Annotated in this window: 21 protein-coding genes and 2 pseudogenes; 7 read left to right on the top strand and 16 right to left on the bottom strand. The window is 62.4% G+C overall.

Annotated features, from left to right (window positions below):
• Positions 1-95: 95 nt before the first annotated feature.
• From N181_RS17730 to N181_RS17705, 6 genes and pseudogenes are all read right to left on the bottom strand, one after another.
• Positions 96-979 (bottom strand): annotated as a pseudogene (locus N181_RS17730) (HAD family hydrolase); the annotation flags it as partial.
• A 191-nt stretch (positions 980-1,170) separates the two neighbouring features.
• Positions 1,171-2,808, bottom strand: coding sequence for an arylsulfatase (locus tag N181_RS17725; protein ID WP_037435914.1), 1,638 nt, complete (start codon positions 2,806-2,808; stop codon positions 1,171-1,173).
• A 220-nt stretch (positions 2,809-3,028) separates the two neighbouring features.
• Positions 3,029-3,433 (bottom strand): response regulator transcription factor, encoded by a 405-nt coding sequence (locus tag N181_RS17720; protein ID WP_037435916.1) that lies wholly within the window; start codon positions 3,431-3,433, stop codon positions 3,029-3,031.
• A gap of 125 nt (positions 3,434-3,558) precedes the next feature.
• Positions 3,559-4,236 (bottom strand): response regulator transcription factor, encoded by a 678-nt coding sequence (locus tag N181_RS17715; RefSeq protein WP_037435917.1) that lies wholly within the window; start codon positions 4,234-4,236, stop codon positions 3,559-3,561.
• A 5-nt stretch (positions 4,237-4,241) separates the two neighbouring features.
• Positions 4,242-6,118: pseudogene (locus N181_RS17710) on the bottom strand (sensor histidine kinase).
• Positions 6,119-6,235: 117 nt separating this feature from the next.
• Positions 6,236-7,300 (bottom strand): adenylate/guanylate cyclase domain-containing protein, encoded by a 1,065-nt coding sequence (locus tag N181_RS17705; protein WP_037435918.1) that lies wholly within the window; start codon positions 7,298-7,300, stop codon positions 6,236-6,238.
• 247 nt (positions 7,301-7,547) lie between these two features.
• On the opposite strand from N181_RS17705, the gene N181_RS17700 reads away from it, so the two are divergent.
• Positions 7,548-8,003, top strand: coding sequence for an SRPBCC family protein (locus N181_RS17700; protein ID WP_037401076.1), 456 nt, complete (start codon positions 7,548-7,550; stop codon positions 8,001-8,003).
• Between the two features lie 143 nt (positions 8,004-8,146).
• On the opposite strand, the gene N181_RS17695 is transcribed toward N181_RS17700, so the two are convergent.
• Positions 8,147-9,238 (bottom strand): extracellular catalytic domain type 1 short-chain-length polyhydroxyalkanoate depolymerase, encoded by a 1,092-nt coding sequence (locus tag N181_RS17695; RefSeq protein WP_037435919.1) that lies wholly within the window; start codon positions 9,236-9,238, stop codon positions 8,147-8,149.
• Between the two features lie 463 nt (positions 9,239-9,701).
• Here N181_RS17695 and N181_RS17690 point away from each other — a divergent pair, with 463 nt between their 5' ends.
• Both N181_RS17690 and N181_RS17685 read left to right on the top strand, forming a co-directional pair.
• The gene (locus N181_RS17690) at positions 9,702-9,896 is read left to right on the top strand and encodes a hypothetical protein (protein WP_037435922.1); all 195 of its coding nucleotides are present in this window, start codon (positions 9,702-9,704) and stop codon (positions 9,894-9,896) included.
• A 467-nt stretch (positions 9,897-10,363) separates the two neighbouring features.
• Complete coding sequence (locus N181_RS17685; protein ID WP_050994771.1) at positions 10,364-10,837, top strand: hypothetical protein; 474 nt, start codon at positions 10,364-10,366, stop codon at positions 10,835-10,837.
• Here N181_RS17685 and N181_RS17680 read toward each other — a convergent pair.
• Positions 10,827-11,480: a response regulator gene (locus N181_RS17680; protein WP_037401094.1), complete on the bottom strand. Its 654-nt coding sequence runs from the start codon at positions 11,478-11,480 to the stop codon at positions 10,827-10,829. The two genes, N181_RS17685 and N181_RS17680, sit on opposite strands and share 11 nt — an antisense overlap.
• Complete coding sequence (locus tag N181_RS17675; protein ID WP_037435923.1) at positions 11,477-12,919, bottom strand: sensor histidine kinase; 1,443 nt, start codon at positions 12,917-12,919, stop codon at positions 11,477-11,479. Before N181_RS17675 ends, N181_RS17680 begins: the two co-directional genes overlap by 4 nt.
• A gap of 205 nt (positions 12,920-13,124) precedes the next feature.
• On the opposite strand from N181_RS17675, the gene N181_RS35550 reads away from it, so the two are divergent.
• Complete coding sequence (locus tag N181_RS35550) at positions 13,125-14,267, top strand: hypothetical protein (RefSeq protein WP_037435924.1); 1,143 nt, start codon at positions 13,125-13,127, stop codon at positions 14,265-14,267.
• A 68-nt stretch (positions 14,268-14,335) separates the two neighbouring features.
• A complete protein-coding gene (locus tag N181_RS17665; protein ID WP_060563628.1) occupies positions 14,336-15,145 on the top strand; it encodes an EAL domain-containing protein in 810 nt (269 codons plus the stop codon).
• Between the two features lie 53 nt (positions 15,146-15,198).
• On the opposite strand, the gene N181_RS17660 is transcribed toward N181_RS17665, so the two are convergent.
• Positions 15,199-16,113 (bottom strand): LysR family transcriptional regulator, encoded by a 915-nt coding sequence (locus N181_RS17660; protein ID WP_037435939.1) that lies wholly within the window; start codon positions 16,111-16,113, stop codon positions 15,199-15,201.
• 117 nt (positions 16,114-16,230) lie between these two features.
• Between N181_RS17660 and N181_RS17655 the strand changes: the two genes are divergently transcribed.
• The gene (locus N181_RS17655; RefSeq protein ID WP_037435925.1) at positions 16,231-17,685 is read left to right on the top strand and encodes an MFS transporter; all 1,455 of its coding nucleotides are present in this window, start codon (positions 16,231-16,233) and stop codon (positions 17,683-17,685) included.
• A 19-nt stretch (positions 17,686-17,704) separates the two neighbouring features.
• Here the strand turns inward: N181_RS17655 and N181_RS17650 are convergent, their stop codons facing one another.
• From N181_RS17650 to N181_RS17625, 6 genes are all read right to left on the bottom strand, one after another.
• Positions 17,705-18,613 (bottom strand): homocysteine S-methyltransferase family protein, encoded by a 909-nt coding sequence (locus N181_RS17650; RefSeq protein WP_037435926.1) that lies wholly within the window; start codon positions 18,611-18,613, stop codon positions 17,705-17,707.
• A 110-nt stretch (positions 18,614-18,723) separates the two neighbouring features.
• Positions 18,724-20,001 carry a trans-sulfuration enzyme family protein gene (locus N181_RS17645; RefSeq protein ID WP_037435927.1) on the bottom strand — a complete coding sequence of 426 codons (1,278 nt, stop codon included), beginning with the start codon at positions 19,999-20,001 and terminating at the stop codon, positions 18,724-18,726.
• A 141-nt stretch (positions 20,002-20,142) separates the two neighbouring features.
• A complete protein-coding gene (locus tag N181_RS17640; protein ID WP_037435928.1) occupies positions 20,143-20,832 on the bottom strand; it encodes an ABC transporter permease in 690 nt (229 codons plus the stop codon).
• Positions 20,833-20,841: 9 nt separating this feature from the next.
• The gene (locus tag N181_RS17635; protein WP_037435930.1) at positions 20,842-21,564 is read right to left on the bottom strand and encodes an ABC transporter permease; all 723 of its coding nucleotides are present in this window, start codon (positions 21,562-21,564) and stop codon (positions 20,842-20,844) included.
• Between the two features lie 75 nt (positions 21,565-21,639).
• A complete protein-coding gene (locus tag N181_RS17630) occupies positions 21,640-22,407 on the bottom strand; it encodes a transporter substrate-binding domain-containing protein (RefSeq protein WP_037435931.1) in 768 nt (255 codons plus the stop codon).
• Positions 22,408-22,451: 44 nt separating this feature from the next.
• The gene (locus N181_RS17625) at positions 22,452-23,228 is read right to left on the bottom strand and encodes an ABC transporter ATP-binding protein (RefSeq protein ID WP_037435933.1); all 777 of its coding nucleotides are present in this window, start codon (positions 23,226-23,228) and stop codon (positions 22,452-22,454) included.
• A 696-nt stretch (positions 23,229-23,924) separates the two neighbouring features.
• Between N181_RS17625 and N181_RS17620 the strand changes: the two genes are divergently transcribed.
• On the top strand, positions 23,925-25,463 hold the full coding sequence (locus tag N181_RS17620) for a PAS domain-containing sensor histidine kinase (RefSeq protein ID WP_050999917.1): 1,539 nt from the start codon (positions 23,925-23,927) through the stop codon (positions 25,461-25,463).
• Positions 25,464-25,539 lie beyond the last annotated feature (76 nt).

The raw sequence follows: 25,539 nt of genomic DNA, 5'->3' as shown, positions 1-25,539 counted from the left end.
GAAAGTTCCGGCTCGGGGCGATCCAAAGACGGGGAGCACCTTAAAAAAACCGCTGGAGCGAACTCAAAATTGGATAAAACTTGGGGGCAAGGTCACCGGTCCGCATCGGTGTGACGGACGAAAAGGCAAAATCGCGGGCCAGGAGGGCTGCATGTCCATTGCAGCATCTGAAGGTCACCGTCGGAATTTCCGAACGCCGCTATCGGTCTGCGGCCGATGTGCTGGTGGATGCCCACAGGCTTGCCAGCCTTGTCGTCGATGAAGTTGATTTCGGCCAATCGCATCAGCAGCGGCGTGCCGTCCCGCATTTCGAACTTGGCCTTGCCACTGCTGCCGATAACCTGTTCGGGCGGAATGCCATAGACTTCTTCACTGAAGACGCACATGAAATCGATCCCGCACCGGAAGCGATGTACGTCTTGAAACCGTTGGCTCTGAGATAGGTTAGAACCTCCAGCATCGGCTGGTAGACCATCTTCGTGTAGAGCTGTCCCGTTTTCGGATGCTTTGCGCTGGAAGTCCAGTCGCGGACGATCTGGTCAAACTCCTCAGTGGTCATGCCCGCATGCGTTGTCATGACGATCTGCATGATCGCCGGTTCGCCGCCCGCGAGGGCTTCTTTCAGATTGCCCTTCAGCAGCGAGGCAAACGGTTCCTGTGAGGCCCACTCAGGATGTTGAGGGGCAAGCGCCTTCACTCGATCGACCGCAAACAGAAGCTGAAAGTACATCGGCTGCTCGGCCCACAGCGTGCCATCATTGTCAAAAACCGCAATACGCTCCGGCACGGGTACGAAATCCGCCGACCCTTGGGCGGTTACGCGCTCGACGAACGAGACGATCGCTTGTTTGGCCTTGCCTTGATTCCAGGAGGGAAGCGCATCTGCGCAGTACAGGTGGCCACCAACAGAATGAAAACAGACAGCAGGTAGTGCTTGGCGATGCGAACGGAATAGGTCATGGCCTGATCCTCCTATCAATCAACATCTGCTAGGCCTGTATCGTCAAACCAGTCTCCGTAAGGATGAACATTCGGGGTGCTTGGCGCGCCCCTGTGATGTTCGCCGATCGGTAGTGATGAAGGCCGTCCATCGTGGTCCGCCTCTCATTCGCCCTGAAGGTCGCGCCCGCTGCCTGCGTGGCGCGACCTTGGAATGATGTCAGAACCCGTTCAGTTCTTACCGCTCTCCTGCAGCTTCGCCAGCACCTCGTTCAGCGCGAAGCTGCCAGGCTTTTGCCGTGGCGGGAAATCGCCGTAGGTCTGCAGGTGCCGGGCCACAAAGGCCTGGGCCGGGACGAGCGCAAAGGCATGCTCGACGCGCCATCTGGCGTAGTCGCCGGCGGCATGCTGGGCGATCTCGAAGGGGTCCGCACGCAGGTCGATGAGCTTTGGAAAGCGCAGCGTTATCAATGGATCCTGCCACACGTCGAGACCTTCGGCCCGCTGTTCCATGAACACGAGCTTCCAGCGATCATAGCGCAATGCCGCAAGATTTCCGTCATCCGTCCAATAGAAGTATTCCTTGCGTTCGCTCGGCCCGGTGCCATCGAGCAGTTGGCGCTGGTCATATCCGTCCAGATGGACCTTGAAGGTCTTGCCCGCGGCCTCGTAGCCGGTCAGCAGCTTTTGCTTGACATCCGGTTCGCCGGCCGCAGCCACCAATGTCGGGACCCAATCTTCGTGCGAGATGATGTCGTTGATCTTGGTGCCGGGTTTGATGACGCCCGGCCAGCGCATCACGCCGGGAACCCGGTAGCCGCCCTCCCAGTTGGTATTCTTTTCGCCGTGAAATGGCGTGCTGCCGCCGTCGGGCCAGGAGAAGACCTCGGCGCCGTTGTCGGTGGTCCACAGCACGATGGTGTTGTCGGCGATGCCGAGGTCGTCCAACTGCTTGAGGAGTTGGCCGACCATTCCGTCGAACTCCGATATGCCGTCGGCCACCAGTCCAAGACCGGTCTTGCCTTGCGACTCCGGCTTCAAATGCGTGTAGATGTGCATGCGGGTTGAATTGAACCAGCAGAAGAACGGCTTTCCGGCCTTCTGGTTCTTATCGATGAAATTCATCGCGGCGCCCAGGAATTCCTCGTCCACCGTCTCCATGCGCCTTTTGTCGAGAGGTCCGGTGTCCTCTATTTTCTGCTTGCCTACCCTACCGAAGCGCGGGTCTTCGGTTGGATCGTCCGTGTCGGTCGCCACGCTTCTCAGCACGCCGCGCGGCCCGAACTTGGCGCGGAATTGCGGATCCTTCGGATAGTCGGGATTTTCCGGCTCCTCTTCGGCATTCAGGTGATAGAGATTGCCGAAGAATTCATCGAAGCCGTGAACGGTCGGCAGGAATTCGTTGCGGTCACCCAGATGGTTCTTGCCAAACTGGCCCGTAGCGTAGCCGTGCGGTTTGAGCAGTTCGGCGAGCGTGGGATCCTTGTCCGACAAGCCCTCCTTCGCTCCGGGCAGACCGACCTTGAGCAGGCCGGTCCGGAAGCAACTCTGTCCGGTAATGAACGCGGCGCGTCCGGCGGTGCAGGACTGTTGGGCATACAGGTCCGTGAAGATCGCGCCTTCATCGGCGATGCGGTCGATGTTGGGTGTCTGATATCCCATCTGGCCATGGTTATAGGCACTTGTGTTCCACCAGCCGATATCGTCGCCGAATATGACCAGGATATTCGGCTTCGGCCCCGGCGTTTGTGCTTGGGCGCGCCTGCCGCCGATCGCTCCAAGAGCCGCAATGGCAAACAGGGATCCGCCCGCAAGAAGAATGTCGCGCCGCTTCGGATTTCGCCACGAAGTCGCTTGCTCTTCGCTCATCTCTCTTCTCCCTGATTGGTCGAGAATTTCCAGTTGTACCGGCATGCCAACGGTAGGCGCGCTGGCGCCTGAATCGCGTCAGCCGGAAAGCATCCTGCTCAAATGAACTCGAATCCTTGCCGTCGCTTGGTCCGGCGTCTGGGCGGTGATTTTATAGGGTAGAGCCGGAACCGCTATTGTACTTTGGGGAAGCTACAACCAGCATGAGCAGACAATCACATCAATCGGTGGCCAGTGCCTTGTCGATCGCATGGATGAGCGATGCCGCGGCAAAGGGCTTGTGCAGATAGGCGACGCAACCGGCCCCGCGCGCTTCCGCTTCGAGCGCATCATCATCGACGGCCGTGATGAAAATGACTGGAAGCGTCGAATGGGTGGTCTTCAGTCCATGCCGCAACGCGATACCCGACATGCCATCCAGGTGGATGTCGATCACAATGCAGTCGATCTCGGTCGCCGTGGCGTGGTTGAGGAAGGCTTCGGCCGAGGAATATCCCTCGGTTTTCAGACCATGCGCGTTCAGCAGGCGCTCGATACTTTTTCGCATGCTCGGATTGTCTTCCACGACAGCAACCGTACGTGGTCCGAACTCCAAGGTGTTGCCTTTCCCTGCAGCGCCGCGCATCTTGTCAGACGCGCAAGGGTCGCTGTAGCGCTTTGAATTGCTGCATGCTTTCGTCCCTAGATCGGCTACGATTCAAGGAACCATGCAGTAGCCGTTGGCCACGGGATGCGACCACGACATGTCCATTAGGAGGCAAAATCGCGGTGCCGCCTATTGTCCTTTGGGGAAGGAGATGAATCGGCAGGCGGTGCATCATCCGGTCCAAGCAGGCCCAACCGCTCCGCAATCGACACCGCCTCTGCCAGGGAAAGTACGCCGAGCTTTTCCATGACATTGTGCCGATGCGCCTTCACGGTTCGCTCGGAAGTGCTGAGTTCGTAAGCGATTTGCTTGTTGCGCTTGCCGCGAACGATCATGCAGAAGACCTGCGCTTCCCGCGGTGTGAGACTGGCGATGAGGGCGCGGAGCGCGTTGGTGCGATCCTGCTCCGATCGCCTTGTTTCGCATCGCCGCAGCGCCCGTTCGACGGCTGCAAGCAACGTTGCGCTGGAAACCGGCTTTTCAAGAAAGTCATCGGCGCCGGCCTTCATCGCCCGCACACTGGTGCCGATATCGCCGCGTCCGGTCAGGAACACGATCGGCAGCAAGGGCGCCATCTCGGCAAGACGGGCCTGCAGTTCCAAGCCGGACAAGCCCGGCATCTGCAGGTCAAGCAGGATGCAGCCGGGACCGGTCGGCAGGCGGGACAGCAATTCCTCAGCCGATTCGTAGGATGCGATGCGGAAGCCTGTGGTCTCCAACAATCGCCCCACCGCAATTCGGAAGTATTTGTCGTCGTCGACAATATGAACCGTCGGGTCCACCGGACTCATCCCCGCTGCGCGAGCGGCAAGACGAAGCGAAACACGGCACCACCTTCAGGGCGGTTGTCGGCCCAGATCCTGCCGCCATAGATTTCTATTATCACACGCGCGATCGAGAGACCAAGACCGGTGCCGGCAGGCTTGGTCGTATAGAAGGCGTCGAAAATGCTGCCGAGCTTGTCACGCGGAATTCCGGATCCGGTATCGGAAATCGATAGTTCGACGTTCTCGCGTGTCTCATTGACAGCCGTTTGAAAGATCAGCCTGCGCTCGCCGCGACGCCTGGAGCATGGCGTCCATCGCATTGGTTGCGAGGTTGAGGATCACTTGCTGGAGATGCACCCGATCGGCTCGAACCGGCAATGCCTGTTCCGTCGCGACCGTGCTGACCATGACACTTCTTCGCTCGGCTTCCGTATGCAATAACTGAATCGCGCTCTGGATCACCTCATTCAGGTCGAAATCCTGCCAGTCGATCTCGCCGCGCTTCTTCAGCAATCCTCTCATCCGGGCGATGATCTCGCTGGCGCGCTGATCGTCGTCGCGGATGTCGGCCAGAACCTGCTGGATCAGTTTCAGGTCGGGTTCCTTGCTTTCAAGCAGCACGGCGGCGGTCTCGGCGTTGATACGGATGGCGCCGAGCGGCTGGTTGAGCTCATGGGCGATCGAGGCCGACAGCGCGCCGGCAGTGGCCGATTGGTTCAGATGGACGACTTCCAGAAGACGGCGGCGCGCCTGCGATTCCGCGGCGGCCCGGCGACGGCGCTCGAGGACGAGCGACACGATGACGAGACTTTGAACCAGCACGAAGACCGAGATTGCCATGATCTCCGTCCGATAGTCCTCCCAAAGCGATCTTTCCTTGAAGGACAGGATGGCGCCGGGCGGAAGGTCGGCCTCCGAAAGACTCCAGCGCTCGAGTTGCCGCGCATCGGCCACATAGGTTCGCGGAACGGTCACATCGGAAATCGGCTTGCCGGCAAGCGCGTCGATCGCCAGGCTGGCGACTGCAGCTCCGGCGGATTCGAATGTCGGCACATAACCGCCAACGGCTCCGTGGCCGAGATATGTGGAATAGGGACCGTAGACCGGTGCCCCCGCCGCGGCTGCAATTCTCTCGAGCGAGTGGCGCGGGATGAGGTTCCGGCCCGTACGATCGCGCAGCACCGTAAGGACGACCGCGATGGTGTCCGGTCCGAGAGCTGCGGCGCGTTCGACAAACTCATCGATCGACAGGTCTGTGATATAGGTCGTCTCGATATTCCGCGAGATGCGGGCCAGATCCTGCCGCGCCGTGGCGATCCATGCCTTGTCGAATTCGGCCGATCCCGCGATCACGGCAAGGTGCTTGGCGCTCGACTGCAGACCGATCGCCATCTCGACGGTTTTTCCTATGTCGAATTCCATGAAGGCGCCGACCACGCCATCCGGCAAGCGCAGCCTCGCGGCGGTTGCTCTGTCGAAGCCGCCAAAAACAATCCGTGACTGCGGGGCGATCGACCCCCGGTTTTCTAAAATGAAGCTGGTCGACTCTTCGCCGAGAGCGATGACGAGGTCCGGACGGCGATCGGTATATTTCTCGGCGAGATATCGCGCCATTCTGTCGATGTGCCGTTTTTCCGGGAACCGGGCAAGGTCGAGAAACTCGGAGAAGAGGTCGACCTTGCCGCCGGTTGCCTCCAGCAGCCGCACTCTCGTGGAGTCGCCGATGATGGTGGTTGCAGGAATCCGCTCGTCATAGGGATAGAGGATCAGAACGCGCGGTACCCGGTCGCCGACCTGCGCGGAGCCAAACACCGGCCGTTGCGAGAAGCGCGCCTGACAAAAGACAAAGCAAGCCGGACGCTTTCCGGCATGACGGCATCCTGGATGAGCGAACCATGCTGAGACCGGCCTAGCGGAGGGGCGCTATGTGACCCTAGCAGCCGGGAACGCTTGTGTCATCGATCATCGTGGCGGCAACCGCCGGACGAGGAGACGCCGATCTTCCAGGTCGTGACTAGGCGATCGTCGCCGGTAGCGTGAACACGGGGCAGGGCGCCGCGATGCCGCGCAGCACGTGTTCGCCGAGCGGCACCAGCGGGCTGGTGGCCTCCGCGGCGACGGCTCCCGAGATCAGCACCGACCGGCCGAGCGGCCGGCACAGCCCTTCAAGCCGGCTGACCAGGTTGACGGCGGGGCCGATGGCGGTGAAGTCCAGCCGGTCGACCGCGCCGATATTGCCCCACAATACGTCGCCGAGATGCAGTGCGGTCCCGAAGGGGAGCGGCGGAAGGCCCTGGGCCTGCCGCACGGCATCCAGATGCTCCATCCCGGCACGGGCGGCGACGACGGCGCGCAGGGCCGCCTCACAGGCCTCGGGCGCCGAACCGGTGACCGGGAAGATCGCCAGCAGGCCATCGCCGATGAATTTCAGCACCTCGCCTCCGAAGGCGTGGATCGCCCCGGCGACACGGTCGAACCAGGCGTCGAGTGCGGCGATTATCTCGGTGGGCAGTGTTGCTTCGGAGAGTGCGGTGAAGTTGCGCAGGTCGGCGTAAAGCAGTGCGGCGCGGATGGTCTCGCCGGTGCCCCGTGTCAGCGCGCCGGCCTGCACCCGGGCGGCGCTCCGCCGGCCGAGATAGGCCTCGAGCAGCGCCGACAGCGCCGCCCGCTCGGAGAGGGCGGCGAGAGGCGCCGCGGCGAAGCGCGCCGCCTGGCGCAGCTGGCCAACCTCGGCGGCGTCGAAACCGCGTGTCCCGGCCCAGGCGAGCATCGGCTTGTCGGAAGACGCTCCGATCCTGTCCTCCAGCACAGGGCCGAGCGCGGCCAGCCAGTCGCGTTCGGCCTGGCTCGGCGGTCCGCCGGCGAAGCCGAGGGACTCGATCACCGCGCCGGTCTCGGCTCGCCACAGCCAGGTGCGACGGGCAATGATCGGATGCGGCACCGCAAGCGTCAGGGCGCCGCCGGCCAGGGGAAGACGGTCGGCCAGCAGCCGGCGGCCGAGCTCAGCCAGAAACCGGTCCGGGCCTGGCGAGGCGCCGGCCTCGTCCACCAGCCAGGCGAGGGGTGCGGGCAGATCCATGCCGCGATCATACCGCCACGGCCCGCGACCTGTCACCCGCGTGACCGCATGGCCCTTAATCAGATTGGTTAGGAGAAAAATCATTCAGCAATTGAACGCGTTACAGTCATCCTCGCGCGCCTTGCCGGCGCGCGGCGCCGTCGGTAGTGGCGCATCTGGCGTCGCGGGGCTATCATCGGGGCCGGCCCAGATCCTCTGCCGGCCCTTCACCGCAGTGGGGCCAGCCAACGCAACTATGGGGAGATCGATGCAAGAGTCCCTCGTCGTCCGCCGTGAGACGCACATCGCGGCGCCGCCCGCCGCGGTATTTGCGCTGCTGACCGATCCCGAGAAGATCCTGCGCTGGATGGGCACGGAGGCCGAGATCGAGCCGCAGCCCGAAGGGCTCTATCTCGTCAATGTCACCGGGGCTCGTTTCGCTCGCGGCGCCTTCCGGGAGGTCGTGCCGGTGCACCGTCTCGCCTACAGTTTCGGTTGGGAGGGCAGCGAGGTCGTGCCGCCGGGATCGAGCCTTGTGGAGATCGACCTGATCGAGCAACCGGACGGAACACTGCTGCGACTGACCCATACCGGCCTGCCCAGTGCCGAGCAATGCGCCGGCCATGCGGAAGGCTGGGCCCATTATCTCGACCGGTTGACCGAGGCTGCCGCCGGGCGCGATCCGGGCCTGGACCCCTGGCTCGGCCGCACCGGCAGTGACTAAATTTGGCCGTGGGCCGGTCGCGCTACTGCATGTTTCCTCAGATCGTAGCCGATTTAAGGAAACATGCAGCAATTCAAAGTGCTACAGCGACCTTCGTGCGTCTGAAAAGACGCACGGCGCTGCAGGCGGCAAAAAATGCCCTGTTAAAGCTTCAAACGCGTCGTTCGAAGCGCATATCCAATGATTGTCCGGATTTTCTCGCCCAACGTAGATGGACGATCAGCAGGTGCGACGCGTTCGGACGTCGGCATTGCCACAGGTTTGTTCCGCCGGCCTCTGGCGGGTTTTCGTGTCAGTCCCCATGAATGGGCGATGTGTGCGGTGGAAGAGATGCCGACATCGAGCATGTAGGGACCAGTCTTCCCGTAGCTGCTTGCCGCGTCGAGCGGCAGCCCGTGCCCCATGTCCCGGATGCTGTAGAGGGCGATGCGGTCCCTTCCGTCGACGCCCTTCCACACCTTCCTCGCCTGCCCGTCGACTGTCTCGGTGACGGCCGGCGTCGAACCAAGGTCGTGCACGCCGCGCCATTGTTCGATGATCGCCCGCGCGTTCGCTTCGGAAACGGTGCTGTCATTCGTCCCGTGCCAGACAGAGAGCGTCGGCCATGGCCCGGTATGGCTGGAGGCGGCTCGAAGGCCGGCGCGCAGCTCTCGAGCTTCCGGGATGCCGTGCCCGCGCATCCGGTCGAATGCCTCCGATACAGTCGCCGCCGTTGCATAGGGAAGGCCGGCAATGATCGCCCCACCGGCAAAGACTTCCGGATAGGTTGCGAGCATGACGTTCGCCATTGCGCCGCCGGCGGAAAGTCCGGTGACGAATATCCGGTCATCGGCAATCCTGTGCCTCGAGCACATCGTCTCGATCATTTGCCGGATGGAAAGAGCCTCGCCCCCGCCGCGGCTGATGTCGTCGCGCAGGAACCAGTTGAAGCAGAGATTGCCGTTGTTGTCGCGCAGCTGCTGCGGGTAGAGTAGCGCGAAGCCATGTTCGTCGGCCAGCTTCGACCACCCCGAGCCGGTATCGTAATCGGCCGGAATCTGGGTGCATCCGTGCAGGACGACGACGAGCGCCGGTTTTTTCGCGAGGCTTTTCGGCAGGTAGTATGCGGCTTTCAACGCACCCGGGTTGGACCCGAAATTCGTGAGCGTCGACAGCCTGTTGCGGGAATGCATAGGCTTGGCTTTGCTTGTTCTCCTCCGTGTCAGCCTTGCAAGTTTGTCGGATAGGGTTCTCATGCAGGACATCTCCTTGCGTCAGCGGCCGGGTGGCGCCACCGAGCCATAACGTAGATGTGCGGGTTTTTGTTGCTGCACCGCACAATGAAATATCCGTGATAGCTCCACAGTACGCCCCGAGAGGCAAGGGCGACGATCGGGGCGGCTCCATTTCGCAGGGATGACGACCTTGCTTGTGGCCCTGGAACACCGGTCAGTGCTCACTCGAAGGAACGGGACGAACCACGGTGTCCATCCCCCCGACCAGACGTTGGTCGAATATTTTCCACGCCCTTTGGACCGACCTCTCACACCGCAAAGGTCTGAGGACCACGTTGCAGTGGAACGAAAGACCCGGGAATCGCATAGCTGCCGTTGAGGTACTGGCTCGACTGACACGCGAGCGTGAAGTCTGGCGGCAATGCCGAGCCGGTCTGACGCGGCGGGGATTTTACCTCGCGGCCTTAATGGATGGAGATGCGTGATGCGATACAGAATATCGGCCTATCCGGAACGAGAAGCCCACAGTGGAATACCCGTGGTATTGATGCTTGCGCTGATCGCCGTGTTGAGCGCCTATCTGTTCGTCGGGGATATGCTCACGGATCCCCGCCAGCAAACCCGTGTCTATCCACCGGATGCAGTCACAATGGTCGAAAGCGCGAAGAGGACGCCGTAATGAGCGGCGTCCTCGCGCCCCTGGACATCCGACGCACGGCGCATCGGCCTTTGGTCTGATCGGCACGCGCATAGGTCTGAGTGTTGAGAAGAGAAGGAACTTATAGGCGAAAGTGCTGTTCTTGACGCAAATCTTCGCGCAGCGCCGTCCCTTCCTGCGCGGGGGTCGAGCTCGCCGGCCCATCCGGCGGGCTCTCTTTGCCGCTGCGGCGGCCGACAGGACGGCTGCGCCAAGCGGATCTCCTCAGACCTTGGTCCGACGGGAACTGGGCAAATGTCCGGGCGCGATGGGAGAAAGGTCCAAGAACCCCCGATATGGCAGGCGGCGGGTTGACGATTGATTAGCGCCGTGGGCAAGGTATTCCAGAAAAGGCGAGCAGCAAGATCGCCGGCTCGACTCCAACGAACTCGACATAAGCCGGCCTTTGCTCGTCATCGGGTAGCCAATGCCAGGCGAATGGTGCGCCAATGATTTTTTGTAGAAGTAATGCCAGGACCCACGGACAAAAGTTCGTGGCGGTCCTGTGCACCGTGACGATCAGCTTCGTCCTCGCGAGCCTTCCCTATAAGGCAACCCTTACCGACTCCGCGCTCGAACTCTCGCTTCAGTCCGCCTTGGCCAAGAATGGCGGCAATGGCGGAAACGGGAACGGCGGCGGTGGTGGGAGCGGCAATGGGAATGGTGGTGGAAACGGCAATGGAAAGGGCGGCTCGAACAGCAGCAGTTCGAGCAGAAGTTCGAGCAGCAGTTCCACCGGGGCGAAGGCAAAAGCCACGACCGTCGGAACCTTCGGCTCAATCCTGAAAATTCGTCACGTCGAAGGGATAAGCGAAGAAATCAGGAACGGCCGCTACATCATGAAAGACGGCCGCGGGCGCACCATCGTGAACCGGCGCGCGACGTCGGCTGACCAGAAGCGGCTGCTATCCCTTATTGACTGAGCGGGCGGTCGAGGGCGTCGCGCAGCACCATCGCGGCCTCGGTCCGGTTGGCGACGTCGAGCTTTGCCATGATCTGGGTCATGTGGTGCTTGATCGTCTTCTCATGAAGATTGAGATTACGCGCCACCTGCTTGTTGCTCATTCCCGACGCCACGAGCTTAAGGACCTCTCGTTCCCGCGTGGTCAGTTCGCCGATCCCGTCGAATTTGCTGACCGGTGTCGGTGCGCTATTGGACAGGAGTTTGGCCGAGAGGGTCGGAGCCACGTAGCTCTCGCCCGAGGCCACCGAGCGAATGACGTCGGCCAACGCCCTCGACCCGATCCCCTTGAGGACATAGCCCTTGGCGCCGCCTTGCAGGGCTGCCTTCACGTCGTCGCCTGCCTCGGAAACCGTCAGCATGATGATCTTTTGCGACGGAGCGATCTGAAGAATAAGCGGAACCGCCTCCAACCCGCTGCCGGGCATGGAGATATCGAGCAGCATCACGTCCGGCGCGAGGTTCTCGGCGATTCTCAGCGCGTCGTCGCGCGAGCCCCCTTCGGCCACGATTTCGAAGCCGTCGATCTCCGACAAGCTTCTTGTCACTCCCTCCCTGAAAAGAGGGTGATCGTCGATCACTGCAACGCGAATAGCAGCCGTCATATCTGAGCAATCTCCTCGATGCCGAGCGACATCCGGACAACCGTGCCCGGAGCGGCCGCATTCAGCTCAAACGTTCCGCCAAGACTTTCTATCCGTTCTCTCAGACCGGCAAGCCCAAGGCTGGTCGGCGTTACTTTATTCGGATCGAAGCCAGGGCCGCCATCGGCTACTTCGATTCGGATCCTGTCGCCGTCAATGCTCTGCACGACACGCTGTCCGACGCCTCCGCCGTGTCTGTAAGCATTGTTCAGCGCTTCCTGCACAAAGCGGTATATACATATCTTTGCCGAAGGGGAAAGGCGATCGGGCGGGCGGGATAGCGACAAGTCCACGGCCGAACCGGTTCGCTGCTTGTGGGCGTGGATACAGCGCTCGAGTATTTCCGGCAGGCTCGCGGTTTCGATCTGCGGCAGCACCAACCCATTGCAGAGCGTGCGGATCTCATGCATCGCCTCGTCGAGGCTCGCCTTTATGGAAGCAATCTCGCGCTCGCGTTTTTCGGTCGGGACCAGAGGGTTCATCATTGCATCGCTGTCCAGCCTCAGCGAAGCGTAGGCCAGAAGCTGCGCTGGTCCATCATGCAGGTCCGCTCCGATACGCCGTAGCATCTGCTCGTTGAGGGCGGTTGTTCGCTGCGACGCTTGCTGCAGGCGCCCGCGGAGCGTCTCGTTCTGCGAGAGCAAAGCGGACAAGTCGTCGATCCGCTGTTTGAGCGCCAGGCGCTGCTTCTCGATCGTCCTGCCGCCGCGCATCACGATCGCGGAAAGGACTATGAAGAACGCAAGGGTAAACCCGGCAACCGCGAGCCACGTCAGAAGCCGCGCCCGATGCAGGCTGAGCTCGAAGTCATGGGCAATTTCATGGAATTCCGAAACGGCGACGACCTGCCCCGACCAGGGCTGCAGCACCGGATTGTAGATTTCGAGAAGCGGCTTGTTGGCCGCCCGCTCAGTCTCGTCGTCCAATTCGTCGACCGGCTTGAACTGAGCGCCCACCTGGCCATCGAATGCGGCTTGCAACTCTGGACTGAGCTCGAACTGTTTTCCGACCATTGCCTCTTCATTGGCGTAGAGGATGGTGCCGTCGGCGCGCCAGAGGCGAAATGCCAACAAGCGGTTGCCGAGTGCACCCTGTCCCAGCGTCTCGTCGAGCGCGCGGGAGACAGTATCGTCGAGCACTTCGGTCGTTTGCATGTCCGGCAGGAGGGGCGCGATCACGCTATCGACATAGAGCGCGGTCGTCGCTGCCGAGTTTCGGGTGACGGCTTCCTCTATGAGGCTGGTGACGAAGGCGCCGACGACCAGCATCGCCACCGTCGCAACGATACCGCCGGCCGTCAGGAACTGCTTCGCCAAAGGCTGCGCATTCCATCGTGTGATCAAGTTTTTGGCGCGCACGACAAATCTCGGGCTTGTCCGCTCGATTCGCTGGCGGCACATCGTTTGATTTGATGTTGATATAACTACCGCCTGCGGGGGTGGGTCAATGGTGTGCCGCTCCAGACGATGGTCGCCCGGCTTCTTGTGGCCAGTCTGTCGGACCTAAGTCCTAGCAGCCTACGCAATGGTCCGACCGACGTGGTGCCGCGGCATTGTGCAGGCTACCGTCGCTTTAGATTTGCTAGATGCACAAAGGAGGCCGCCCATGGCTATTTCCAGAACAATCGGACGGAGCGTCGTTGCCCTCGCCATCGCGGTCGCACCGCTGGCAGCCGTCACCTTCGGCGCCACAGAGACCGCTTTTGCCAAAAGCGGCAATGGCGGCGGCAATGGCGGCGGCAACGGTGGTGGGAATGGCGGCGGCAATGGCAAGGGCAACGGAAGCAGTCACGGCAGCGGGCAGAGCAAGTCGCATTCTGGCAGTGGCAAGCAGACCACCACGCGGGCCGGCAAAAGCAACGGCGACAACTTCCTGAAGTCGCTCTTCTCGCGCGGCACCAAATCCAAGAAGACGATCAAGGCGGCAAAGCCGGCGAAATCCGGAAACGTTGCCAAGATCAAGACAAAGAGCGTCGACCTCGAAACGCCTGGGCTCCGTCCGGCTTTCAGTTCGCTGAACAGGAACTATCACGCCTATCTGAACTCCAACGACCCTCGCATGGCGGCGATCTCGGCCTACGCACTCTCCTATGCCGAGTTCGAGGCGGAGAACGGCACCGATGCGATCCCGAGCGATCCCGCCTTGAGCGACGAAGCACTCCGCGAGGCACTCGAAAGCTTCGCCAAAGACGGCGTGGTCACCGATAACGATCTTCTCGAGGCCAAGGAGATTCTTGGCGTCGGACCGGCATTCGGCAAGATCGACGAGATTCGCGGGACGCTGCCGGACACGTCGGACGTTTCGGATGTGTCGGACACGTCGGATAGCTTGGATACGTCGGATGGCTTGGACACGGCCGAGGATACGTCTGAGGATATTCCGGACGAGTTGCCTGAAGTGGAGCCTGAACCGGACGGGCGCCGTCCCGGGTTCAATTCGCTGAACCGGAACTACCACGCCTATCTGAACTCCAACGACCCCCGCATGGCTGGGATCTCGGACTATGCGATCGCCTATGCCGAGTTCGAGGCTGTGAACGGCACCGACGCCGTCCCGGCCGATCCCGCCCTTAGCGACGAAGCGCTTCGCGAAGCACTTGAAAGTTTCAGCAAAGACGGCTTCGTCACCGATGAGGATCTGCTTGAGGCCAAGGCGATACTCGGTGTTGGACCGACATTCGGCAAGATCGACGAGATACGTGGGACGCTGCCGGAAACGACCACTGACGACCTGGGCGTTGCTGAGTGAACCTGAGCGCGGAGGGTGCCGGCATCGGCCGGCATCCGTCGGGCAATCCGGAGGGGGCAGTCTGATCCATGAATTTGGAGATAGGTGACGACGCGGTTGGCGGTGCTGTGCGGGCAATGCAGCACGGGCGGATTGGCTTTTCTTTGCAACAGATCAACGCCGTCGATGATCCAAGCAAGATCCTCTATTCCGAGTGCTTGGGCAGGTTTGTCGAGCCCGACGGCACGGTCAGAACCAGCGGGGAGTTTTCAGTATTTCCCGAAACCTCAAAGCTTGATCTGGCCTTTAATCTCGACCTCCTCGGCCTCGCCTTCGAGGGGCTTGCCTGTCATCCGTCGGATGTGCTCGGCTGCGCTATCGCCGCTGAGAGCATGGCCGACGAGCGAAGCTGCGTGGTGCTCCATGATCTTCTTTCCAGGCATCGCGCATTGGCCACGCGCATGGTGCTTGAAGTCACGGAAAACCTGCCCCTAACAACGCTCGTAGTCGCTGCGGATTTGCTCAAGAGCGCTCGCGCAATCGGGTATAGGATTGCGATAGACAAGTTCGCGACCGGCAACACGCCTTTGTCCATCTCCGCCGACCTCGTGAAAGTCGACGCCTGTTTCGCCCAGCACCACCGGGCCGATACGGCGCCGATCCTGCGGGATATGGTCGCCCTGGCTTCCTGCGCGGCATCGACCGTGGTTGTCGAAGGCATCGAAACCTACGATCAGCTTGAGGCCGCCCGGACCGCCGGGGCGACGCATGTCCAGGGATTTCTCCTTTCGGAGCCAACTCTGCCGCCCATCTATTCGCGCAGCGCAAGGGCACTGAGACGAAGAGATCGCCCGGTATTGCCCGGGTCAACCCCCTTACAACGGTCATGGCGCCTGTAGCCGTCGCGCCCTCGCCTCATCTGCCGGCGCGCATCCGACGATCGCGACTCCTGTCATCCCGCCCGCGAGCCTGAAGGCGGCTTGACGCATGTTACCCGAACGCATTCCCGCAGCCACCGGTGGGCCGGATCGGCATCGAGGCGGGGGTGCCAGAGCATCGACACGGTGATCTCCGGAATGGGTATCGGCAAAAAAAAGCTGAACAGGCCGGCGCGAAGATTGCCGGTGTGACGCTCGGGAACGGTGGCGACCATGTCCGAGTTTCGCGCCAGCGCCAGCGCCGGTGAAAAGCCGCCGACGGTGGCGGCGATCTCCCGTTCCAGCCCGAGCCTCTCCAGAGCGTCATCGATCGGTCCCTTGTCGAACCGGTGGCGGGCGACGAGGATATGCCGCCCGGCGGCATAGCGGGCAGGGGTGATCTCGCCCCGGCAGAGTTCGTGCCCGACACGCACCACACCGACGAAGCGATCCTTGAACAGGGCCTGCGTGCGGACCTCCGGTCCCTGGCTCCCGCCCACGACGCCCGTCTCCAGGTCGACGCTGCCGTCGCGCAAGGGGGTGCTGTCCTTGTCCAGCTTCGGGACGAAGCGCAGCCGCACGCCCGGCGCCTCGGCGGCGACCTTGGCGATCAGGGCCGGTCCGACATTCTCGACGAAGCCATCGCTGCTGCGCAGCGTGAAGGTCCGGACCAGCTGGTCGAGATCCAGCCGGTCGGCAGGCCTGAGGACGGCTTCCACCTCCTCGACCAGATCACCGATGCGCTCGCTGAGTTCGAGCGCTCGCGGCGTCAGAACGAGACCGCGCCCGGCCCTTACCAGCAGCGGGTCGCCGGTCGTGGCGCGCAATCGCGCCAGTTGACGGCTCATGGCGGAGGGGCTCAGCCGCAGCCTGCGAGCGGCGCGGGCGACGCTCCCTTCGGAAAGCAGAACATCGAGGGTGACGAGAAGATTGAGATCGGGGTGCGACATGCGGCCGATGGTAGCATAATGTAGCGTTCCATGCATGAATGAAGTGCAAACCGTGAGTCTTCCGCCATATGACGCGGCGATCTATCTGTCGGGCGACACCTCTTTGGGGACGCGACGATGACATCATACCCACAGGACGCAGTTGCGGCGGGCCCAAGCCGGACAGAGCCGGTCCGCTGGAGGCTGGCCAGCATCTCCCTTTCCATGCTGCTGGCTTCTCTCGGAACCAGCATAGCCAATGTCGGACTGCCCAGCCTGGCTGAGGCCTTCTCCGCGTCGTTTCAAGAGGTGCAATGGGTCGTCCTCGCTTATCTACTGGCGATCACCACGCTCATCATCAGCATCGGAAGGCTTGGCGACATTGTCGGGCGGCGCAGGCTGCTGCTGGGCGGCATCGCCCTGTTCACATTGGCCTCGGCCCTGTGCGGCGCCGCGCCGTTTCTCCCCTGGCTTGTCGCGGCGAGAGTCCTGCAGGGGCTGGGTGCTGCGGCGATGATGGCGCTTGCCATGGCTCTGGTCGGCGAAGCCATCCCAAAGCAAAAGACCGGCAGCGCCATGGGCTTGCTCGGCACCATGTCCGCGATCGGCACGGCGCTCGGGCCCTCGCTGGGCGGCGCGCTGATCGCCGGTTTCGGCTGGCAGGCGATCTTCCTGGTCATGGTGCCGGCCGGTCTACTGGCTCTATTCCTTGCCCACCGTGCCCTCCCGGCGGATCATCCGGCTTCGCGGCCCACTCGATCCGGCTTTGACCTCGCCGGAACACTGCTGCTCGCTGCTACGCTCGGCACCTATGCCCTCGCCATGACGATCGGGCGCGGCGCGTTCGGCATGACCAACCTGATGCTGTTGCTGATGGCGATCGTCGGCATGTGCCTTTTCCTCTTCGTCGAGTCCCGGGCGGCTTCTCCATTGGTTCGACTTTCGATGCTCCGCGAGCCGTTGCTGCGTTCAGGCCTTGCCACGAGCATGCTCGTCGCGACCGTGATGATGACGACGCTGGTGGTCGGGCCGTTCTACCTGTCGCGCGGCCTGGGGCTCAGTGCGGCGCTCGTCGGCCTGGTGATGTCGGCCGGACCGGTCGTCTCGGCGCTGGCGGGTGTGCCGGCGGGGCGGTTCGTGGATCGCTTCGGCGCGCGGCGCATGGCTGTCGCCGCCCTCGGCATCATGGCGACCGGCTGCCTCGCACTCTCGATTGCTCCGCAGCCGCTCGGCGTCGTCGGCTATGTCATGCCGCTCATCATCCTCACCGCTGGCTATGCCCTGTTCCAGGCGGCCATCACGACCGGCGTCATGAAAGACGCTCGCCCCGAGCAACGCGGCACCGTCTCCGGCCTGCTGAACCTCTCGCGCAATCTCGGGCTCATCACCGGCGCGTCGGTGATGGGAGCCATCTTCTCATTCGCGGCGGCGAGCGAGGCCGCGACAGCCGGTTCCGGCGCAGCCGCGGCCGGCATGAGAGTCACTTTTGCCGTCGCCACCGTGCTGGTCGTCTTTGCCGCCGCCATTGCAGCGGCAAACCGGGCTCATGCGGCAAATCCCACACCGCAAGAAGTATCGGTCGCCGGCAAGTAGCGATCCCAGCTATGTCGCTCTAGCCCCGCAAGGCGTGTGCCAGGTTGTGAATGTGCCGCGCGCCAATGCCGCAGCACCCGCCGACAATGGATGCGCCGGCTTCGACCCAATCGCAGGCGAAGCGCGAATAGCGGTCGGCGGTCAGGTCGGTACGGGTGTGATGGAGCGTCTCGTTGGCAGCGCCTTCGGTTTCTTCCGCCTCGAAGGCGTTGGCGTAGACGCCGATGCCGATATTCGCCTGTCTTTCCCGGAAACTGGCGGCTGAGGCAGCGACGGCGCGCGCCATGGCTTCCGGACGGCTGCAATTGAACAGGAGGGCCTCGGCACCGGAGGCGGCTGCCCAGGCGGCGGCCGCGGCCACGCTTTCCCCCGATCGGAGCCTTGGCTCGTCGGCTTCCAAGGCCTCTGCGTCATCGGCCAGAGTGAACGAGACCCAAAGCGGCTTCCCGGTCGCGGCAACGGTGGCGCGCACCGCATCCCCTTCGGCGATCAGGCTCAGCGTCTCGCCGAGCCAGACATCGACATAAGGCGCCAACCCTTCGACAAGCACTTTCAGATAGTCCTGCACGCGCAACGGGTCGAAGCGCTCCGGCTCGTAGGAACCGAAGATCGGAGGCAATGAGCCGGCGACCAGGACCTTCCGATCGACCCGCTGATCGGCGGCCTCGCGTGCGAGCTTCCCGGCCAGTTCGATCAGCGAACGTCCCTCGGAGCGGAAACGCTCCTCGCCGATGTGGAACGGCACGAGCGCGTAGCTGTTGGTGGTGATGACGTCGGCGCCGGCGTCGATGAATTCCCTATGAACCTGCCCGACGATTTCAGGGCTCTCGATCAGCGCCAGCGCCGACCATTCCGGTTGCCTGAGTTCGGCGCCGAGGCGGGTCAACTCCCGGCTCATGCCGCCGTCGAGAATGCGTATTTGGCTCATGGATGATGGACTCCAGGTTGCTTCACTTCAGCGCCGGACAACCGCCGTCAGGGCAAATGCGCCAGACTGTCCCGAGCGCCGGGGAATTCGATAAAATCTCGTTGCGATCTTCATCGCAGCGCCCGATCCAGATCCGCGATGATGTCCTCGACGGACTCCAGGCCGATGGAAAGCCGGAAGACGCCATCGCCTGCGAAGCCGCGGTAGTCGTCGAGCTGCGGGCCTTGCAGCCCGTAGGTCGACCTCATCATTTCTTTCGTGTCGAGAAAGACGACGATGCTGCGCTGGTGGCCGAGCGAAAAGGCGTAGTGCACGACGCGCAGCCGGTCGGCGAGCTGGATCGCGATTTTCTGCGGGTCGTCCGTCTGGAATGTGAGGATGCCACCAAAGGCATTCATCTGGCGTTTTGCCAGCGCGTGCTGAGGATGGGTCTGAAGTCCGGGATAAATCACCGATCCGACGCTCGGGTGATCGCGAAGGAAGCGGGCAATCCGCATCGCGGATTCCGACACTGCCCGCATCCTCGGAAAGAGCGTGTCGATGCCGCGCATGATGAGCCAGGCGTTTTGAGCCGATAGCGTGGCGCCAAGATAGACGCCGGCGCGCGAGCGGATTTTCTCGATGAGCTCCTTGCGGCCGCAAACCACGCCCCCAAGAGCGTCGCCGTGGCCGTTGATGAATTTCGTCAGGGAGTGGATGACGAGGTCGACGCCAAGGGCAAGCGGCCGGGTCGCAACCGGCGTGGCAAGGGTAGAATCGACCGAAACCATTGCCCCATGCCGATGTGCCAGTGCCGCCACCGCGGAAAGATCGGTCAGCCGCAGGATGGGATTGCACGGGCTTTCGCAATGGACGAGACACGTATTGGGGCGGAAGGCGGCGGCGACCTCGTCGAGGCGCGACATGTTCACCGCGGTCACCTCGATGCCGTAGTCGGGCAGTATCCGCCGCGCCAGTTCGCTGGCGCCCGCGTAGCAGACATCGCTGACGATCAGGTGATCGCCTTTCTTGAGACAGGTCAGGAAGGTGGCGGCGATCGCGGCGACGCCAGTCGCGGTCGCCAGCGCATCGTCTGCGCCTTCGAGGGCGGCCATCCGCTGCTCGAGCTGCCGCACCGTCGGATTGGTCCAGCGCGCATAGAGGAATGGCAGCGCAGTCAGATCCGCGACGCCGTCGGCCGAAAAGGCGCCGTCGCCGGGGGCCAGCATGTTGTTGACCGACATCGAGATATTGGGGGCGATCGCCTTCGTCGTCGGATCGATCGTCAGGCCGCCGTCGAGCGCCAGGGTTTCCCAATGCAGGGTCGGGTCCCCGGCGGCGTGCGGCCGGGCCATCGCCTGGCCGCGATCATTCGCCATGGCCTTGAGGCTCGACAGGTTCGAGGACATTGAAGACCTTTCCGAGATGCGTTTCGACACCGACTCTAGTGACCCTCTCGATGGTTTTGGCCGCGCAGGCGGGCTCGATCTGCCGAGAAAAGGCGCCGCAAGGGGCTGGTGCGCGGCGAAATCGATCGGCATCCCGCCGCGCTACCGCCGCACCGGAACCTGCGCTTCGACGATCTTGAAGGCGCGGGTGATGATAAGCGTCAGGCAGACATAGAAGACGGTCACGACCATCAGCGGCTCGTAGACCAGCAGCGTGTCCTGTCTCACCTTGTAGGCGACGGCATAGAGGTCCATGACGGTGACCGTGAAGGCGAGAGGCGTCGCCTTCAATTGCAGCACGACCTCGCCGGCAATCGTCGGCAAGGCGATGCGGATGGCGCGCGGCAGCCAGATTCGCCTGAGCAGCGTCGAGGACGACATGCCGAAGGACCGGCCGGCCTCGAGCTCGCCCTTCGGAACGGCGAGAAGCGCGCCGCGCAGCACCTCGGCTTCGTAGGCCGCATAGTTGAGAGTGAAGCTCACGGCTGCGAAGAAGAAGCCTTCGCGCAGGATCGGCCAGAGGAAGCTTGCGCGCAGGCCGGGGATCATCGGCAGCAGCGAGCCGACGCCGTAGTAGAGCAGCCAGAGCTGGATCAGGAGTGGGGTTCCGCGCAGGCAGGTGCAGTAGCCGCGCGCCAGCAATTTCAGCCAGCGCGGGCCGATCACCTGCGCCAGGGCAAGGCCGATCGCCAGGATGAAGCCGAAGCCGACCGAAATGACCAGCAGCAGCACTGTCTGGACCGCACCTGCGGCAAGCAGCGGCCAATAGGAGAAAATCCACGAGAAATTCACCGATCTCTCCTATGCGGTCTTCGGCTGGCCGCGCCGGAAGCGGTTCTCGAGCGCTGTGAAAACGACGTTGGAGAGCAGCGTTATGGCGAGGTAGAGCGCGGCAGAGGCGAGGAAAAACAGGAAGTAATGCTTGGTGTTGCCGGCGGCGATGCGGGTCGCGAGCGCCAGTTCCTGATAGCCGACGACGGCGATCAGCGCGCTGTCCTTGGTGACGCACATCCAGAGATTGGCAAGACCCGGCAGCGCGTTTGGCATCAACGCGGGCAGCACGATGCGGCGCAACCGGAGCCGCGGCCTCATGCCGAAGGCGGCAGCCGCCTCGATCTGCCCGACCGGAACGGCGAGGATCGCGCCGCGAAACACCTCGGTCATGTAGGCGCCTTGAACGATCCCGAGCACCGCGACGGCGGCGACGAAGCCGTTGATCTCGAGCGCGGGAAGACCGAGGGCCGCCAGGATGCGGTTCAGCCCGTCGGTCCCCGCATAATAGAGGCCGATGATCAGGATCAGTTCCGGGATGGCGCGAACGGCCGTCGTATAAAGATCGAGGACGAAGCGGACCGGCCGATTGCCCTTCAGCTTGCCGATCGCGCCGGCAAGGCCGATGACGACGCCAACGAGATAGGCGCCGAGCGAAATCAAGACCGTCGAAAGCGCTCCGGCGAGGAGGACACCTCCCCAGCCTGGCGGGTAGGGGGAGAGCAACTCCAGGAGTGATTGGCTGGATGACATCCGGATCTACCTGATCGTATTCATAGGCAAAGAGCGACCGGCGCATGATTGTTCATGCGCCGATTGCCCATCCGGTCATTCGCCATAGGGGTCGAAGTCGAAATACTTCTTGGAGATCTCGGCATACTTGCCGCTGGCCCTGACGGCGGCGATCGCTGCATTGAGCTTGTCGCGGAGTGCGGTGTCGTCCTTGCGCAGCCCGCCGCCGATGCCGGTTCCGAGGATCGCCGGGTCGTCCTTGACGTTGCCCTTGTCTTCGCAGCAATCCTTGCCGAAGTCCGTTTTCAGGAACTCCGCCAGCGGAATGGCGTCGCCGAAGACATAGTCGATCCGGCCGGCGGCCAGGTCCTGGAAGGCCTCGTCGAGCGTCGCATAGGTCTGTTCCGATGCCTTGTCGGCGAAATACTTCTTGTAATATTCGGACTGGATCGTCGAGACCTGGATGCCGATGGTCTTGTCGGCAACATCCTCGGGGGCTGCCCCGATCTTGCCGTCCTTGGCGCCGATCAGCTTGCTCGGGGTGTTATAGTATTTGTCCGTGAAGTCGATCGTCTTCTTGCGTTCGTCGGTGATCGACATCGACGACCAGATGACGTCGAACTTCTTTGCCTCGAGACCCGGGATCAGGCCGTCCCACGACATGTCGACGATTGAGCAGGTCTCCTTCATCTCCGCGCAGACGGCGTCCATCAACTCGATTTCCCAACCGACCCATTTACCGGACGGGTCCTTCGTGAAGAAGGACGGATAGGCCTCGTTCATAATGCCGAAGCGCACTTCCGCACTGGCCGCACCAGCAAGTGAGAAGGCAACGCCGGCCAATAGGATGGAAAACAACTTCATTCGACTACCCCTTCTGGTTTTCGTCGGAATTGGGAACGGACGGATCAATGGCTGAGAGCACCGGTGAACGCGCGGCAGCGCGCGCTGAGCGGCGCACCGAAGACCTGGGCGGGCGGTCCTTCTTCCTCGACGCACCCCTGATCAAGGAACATCACGTGACTGGAGACGTCGCGGGCGAATTTCATCTCGTGCGTGACGAGCAGCATGGTGCGCCCTTCTTCGGCCAGCTCGCGGATAACTTTCAGGACTTCGCCGACAAGCTCTGGATCGAGCGCCGAGGTGGGCTCGTCGAAGAGCATCACGGCCGGGTCGACGCAGAGCGCACGGGCGATCGAGGCGCGCTGCTGCTGACCGCCCGACAGGAACGCCGGATAGGCGTGCCGCTTGTCGTAAAGCCCGACCTTGGAAAGCAGGGCCTCGGCCTGCTCGGTCGCTTCCTTGCGGCTCGTTCTCAGGACGTAAATCGGCGCCTCGATGACATTTTCGAGCACGGTCATATGGGCCCAGAGGTTGAAGCTCTGGAACACCATGGCGAGGCCGGTCCGGATCCGTTCGATCTGCCGCCAATTGGCCGGATGAGCGCGCCCCTCACGGCCACACTTCATCCGGATTTCTTCGCCGTTGATGACAAAGCGGCCGCGGTCGGCAATCTCAAGAAAGTTGATGCAGCGGAGGAAAGTGCTCTTGCCGGAGCCCGACGAACCGATCAGCGAAATCACGTCGCCCTTTTGTGCCGATAGGGATACGCCCTTCAGGACGTCATGATGCCCAAAGCTCTTGTGGACGTCCTCCACCAGCAAGGCGGCGGCCTGTCGGGTCATTCCTGTCGTTCCCCCTGCCGGTTTTCTAGTCATTTGGTCAAAATAATATCGCCTGGTTGTGCGGTATGTCCGCGCATTTTATGATTTCGATGCGGCTCGTCACTGAAAATATGACAAATTTGCTGTTCGGCCGCGCCATCGGCAATTCAGGTATCGATGATTCGGGCCGGAAGTCGACGAAAGGTCATTTGGCGGATGGGCGCATCCGGTTTCACACGGCACTAAGCTTCGCAATTCGGAGGCTGAATGTTCGATTGGGGCTCATAACCTGAAGGCCGCAGGTTCAAATCCTGCCCGAGACCTGCACCTGGGACCACTGCGCGGAATCGGAAATTGTTTCCGCTTCCGGTCCCAAAGACGACCTTTAGCTCCGCCGCATCGACGGCGGCAGCGGGTGGGATCCGGTCACTCGCGCCGACTCAAAGTACGACCTTCTTTTGCGCCATGAGCGGCCACTTGGAAGTTTCCGGTCAGCGGCTGAACTCGACGCAACGCGGAGATTAATCTTTGCCGAAATCGGCTGCATCTGGGCGAGGTCTGATCCGGGTCGGCTCGAGCAGGATCCCGCGCGACCCAACCGGCCGACATTGTCGCGCTCGCCGCGGCTTACTGCCCACGTCTGTTTCATCGACCTGTACACAGATCAAATGACAGCGTAAGCAAACTCTAATCAATATTTCGAGGGGAAAGGCAGCAATGGAGTTCGACCTCAGCCGCGTTTTGGACGCGCTTCCGGCCATGGTGTGGATCGCACTGCCAGACGGGCAGCTCGAGCTTATCAATCGACGCTGGTCTGAATACACCGGCCTCAGTCTGGACGAAGCCCGTGGCTCGGAATGGCAGACTGCGGCATATCCGGACGACCTGCCCGCACTGCTCGAACGCTGGCGGTCGATTCTGGCGTCCGGCCAGTCAGGCGAGATGGATGCGCGCGTTCGGCGCTTCGACGGGCAGTATCGCCGGGTTCGCGTGCAATGCAGTCCGATGCTCGACGATGCCGGACGGATCATCAAATGGTGTGGAACGGTCACCGATGTCGAGGATTTTCGGCGAGCTGAGGAGGTCTTGCGGCGACGTGAGCTCGACTTTCAGTTGATCGTCGACAGCATCCCGCTTCCGGTCGCAGTGACGGCACCATCAGGCGAGGTCGAAGGCCTTAATCAACTGACCCTCGACTATTTCGGCAAGACATTCGAGGAGCTGAAAGGCTGGAAGACCTCCGACGTCGTCCATCCGGACGATCTCGAGCGGACGATCGCCGAGCAGCTCGCCGCGCACCAAGGGGACCACGCGTACAATGTCGAGAGCCGCCACCGTCGCGCCGACGGCGTCTACCGCTGGTACAACGTCCTGGGCCTGCCTCTACGGGATCAGCAAGGCAACATCCTCCGCTGGCTCCACTTGCTGATCGACATCGATGATCGGAGGCGGGCCGAGGCGGCCCTCCAGGCCGCGAACGACAGGCTGGCGCGTGCATCGCAGGTGGCAAGCCTGGTGGAACTCTCCGCCTCGATCGCGCACGAGGTCAATCAGCCGATCGCCGCTGCACTCGCCAACGCGCAGGCTGCTCTTCGCTGGCTGAGAAGGGACCCGCCGGATCTTGCGGAGGTGAGAGAGGCACTCGACGACGTTGTGAAGGATGGCACGCGAGCCGGCAATGTCATTGATCGGATACGCTCCCTGTTCAAGAACGCACCGCCGTCGCTCGAGAACCTGGACATCACCGACGCGCTCAGCGAGATCGTTGCCCTTAGCCGCGGCAAAGCCCTGAAGAACGGTGTCTTCCTCCAGGTCCAACTCTCGGAGGGCTTGCCGACCGTCCGAGGAGACCGCGTGCAGTTGCAGCAAGTGATGCTCAACTTGATCACCAACGCCATCGAGGCGATGAGCGATGTCGACGACGGGAATCGCAATCTTCGGATCACCGCCGGAAGAGACGACGACAATGTCTTTGTCAGCGTGCAGGACTCCGGTCCGGGCTTGACGCAAGTCACCTTGGAGCGCGTCTTCGAACCGTTTTACACGACCAAGCCGACCGGCCTCGGGGTGGGGCTGTCGATCTGCCGATCAATCATAGAGGCCCACAAGGGTGGGCTCTGGGCGACGAACGCCGCGAAAGGCGGCGCGGTGTTTTCGTTTACCGTTCCCATCACGTCGGCAACATCTAGCAAAGGCGTTCGGGATCCCGTCATGCCCTCTCAAGCGCCCCAACCGCTTGCCGATATAACCTCCTGAACTGCTTCGGTCAGTTCCACAAACGATTTGATGAAGGAGGCCGCGCCAAGTCCAACGTTCAGTTGGCTAATACCTT

This window comes from Sinorhizobium fredii USDA 205, from assembly GCF_001461695.1.
Taxonomy (GTDB): domain Bacteria; phylum Pseudomonadota; class Alphaproteobacteria; order Rhizobiales; family Rhizobiaceae; genus Sinorhizobium; species Sinorhizobium fredii.
This window is presented reverse-complemented; position numbering and strand designations above follow the sequence as displayed.

Excerpts from the sequence above, each read along its gene's own strand:
- N181_RS17675 (WP_037435923.1), bottom strand. The coding sequence starts at position 12,919 with ATGTGCCGCCAGCGAATCGAGCGGACAAGCCCGAGATTTGTCGTGCGC.
- N181_RS17630 (WP_037435931.1), bottom strand. The coding sequence starts at position 22,407 with ATGAAGTTGTTTTCCATCCTATTGGCCGGCGTTGCCTTCTCACTTGCT.
- N181_RS17725 (WP_037435914.1), bottom strand. The coding sequence starts at position 2,808 with ATGAGCGAAGAGCAAGCGACTTCGTGGCGAAATCCGAAGCGGCGCGAC.
- N181_RS35550 (WP_037435924.1), top strand. The coding sequence starts at position 13,125 with ATGGCTATTTCCAGAACAATCGGACGGAGCGTCGTTGCCCTCGCCATC.
- N181_RS17625 (WP_037435933.1), bottom strand. The coding sequence starts at position 23,228 with ATGACCCGACAGGCCGCCGCCTTGCTGGTGGAGGACGTCCACAAGAGC.
- N181_RS17620 (WP_050999917.1), top strand. The coding sequence starts at position 23,925 with ATGGAGTTCGACCTCAGCCGCGTTTTGGACGCGCTTCCGGCCATGGTG.
- N181_RS17660 (WP_037435939.1), bottom strand. The coding sequence starts at position 16,113 with ATGTCGCACCCCGATCTCAATCTTCTCGTCACCCTCGATGTTCTGCTT.
- N181_RS17690 (WP_037435922.1), top strand. The coding sequence starts at position 9,702 with ATGCGATACAGAATATCGGCCTATCCGGAACGAGAAGCCCACAGTGGA.
- N181_RS17705 (WP_037435918.1), bottom strand. The coding sequence starts at position 7,300 with ATGGATCTGCCCGCACCCCTCGCCTGGCTGGTGGACGAGGCCGGCGCC.
- N181_RS17685 (WP_050994771.1), top strand. The coding sequence starts at position 10,364 with ATGATTTTTTGTAGAAGTAATGCCAGGACCCACGGACAAAAGTTCGTG.
- N181_RS17635 (WP_037435930.1), bottom strand. The coding sequence starts at position 21,564 with ATGTCATCCAGCCAATCACTCCTGGAGTTGCTCTCCCCCTACCCGCCA.
- N181_RS17680 (WP_037401094.1), bottom strand. The coding sequence starts at position 11,480 with ATGACGGCTGCTATTCGCGTTGCAGTGATCGACGATCACCCTCTTTTC.
- N181_RS17650 (WP_037435926.1), bottom strand. The coding sequence starts at position 18,613 with ATGAGCCAAATACGCATTCTCGACGGCGGCATGAGCCGGGAGTTGACC.
- N181_RS17720 (WP_037435916.1), bottom strand. The coding sequence starts at position 3,433 with ATGCGCGGCGCTGCAGGGAAAGGCAACACCTTGGAGTTCGGACCACGT.
- N181_RS17655 (WP_037435925.1), top strand. The coding sequence starts at position 16,231 with ATGACATCATACCCACAGGACGCAGTTGCGGCGGGCCCAAGCCGGACA.
- N181_RS17695 (WP_037435919.1), bottom strand. The coding sequence starts at position 9,238 with ATGAGAACCCTATCCGACAAACTTGCAAGGCTGACACGGAGGAGAACA.
- N181_RS17665 (WP_060563628.1), top strand. The coding sequence starts at position 14,336 with ATGAATTTGGAGATAGGTGACGACGCGGTTGGCGGTGCTGTGCGGGCA.
- N181_RS17645 (WP_037435927.1), bottom strand. The coding sequence starts at position 20,001 with ATGTCCTCGAACCTGTCGAGCCTCAAGGCCATGGCGAATGATCGCGGC.
- N181_RS17700 (WP_037401076.1), top strand. The coding sequence starts at position 7,548 with ATGCAAGAGTCCCTCGTCGTCCGCCGTGAGACGCACATCGCGGCGCCG.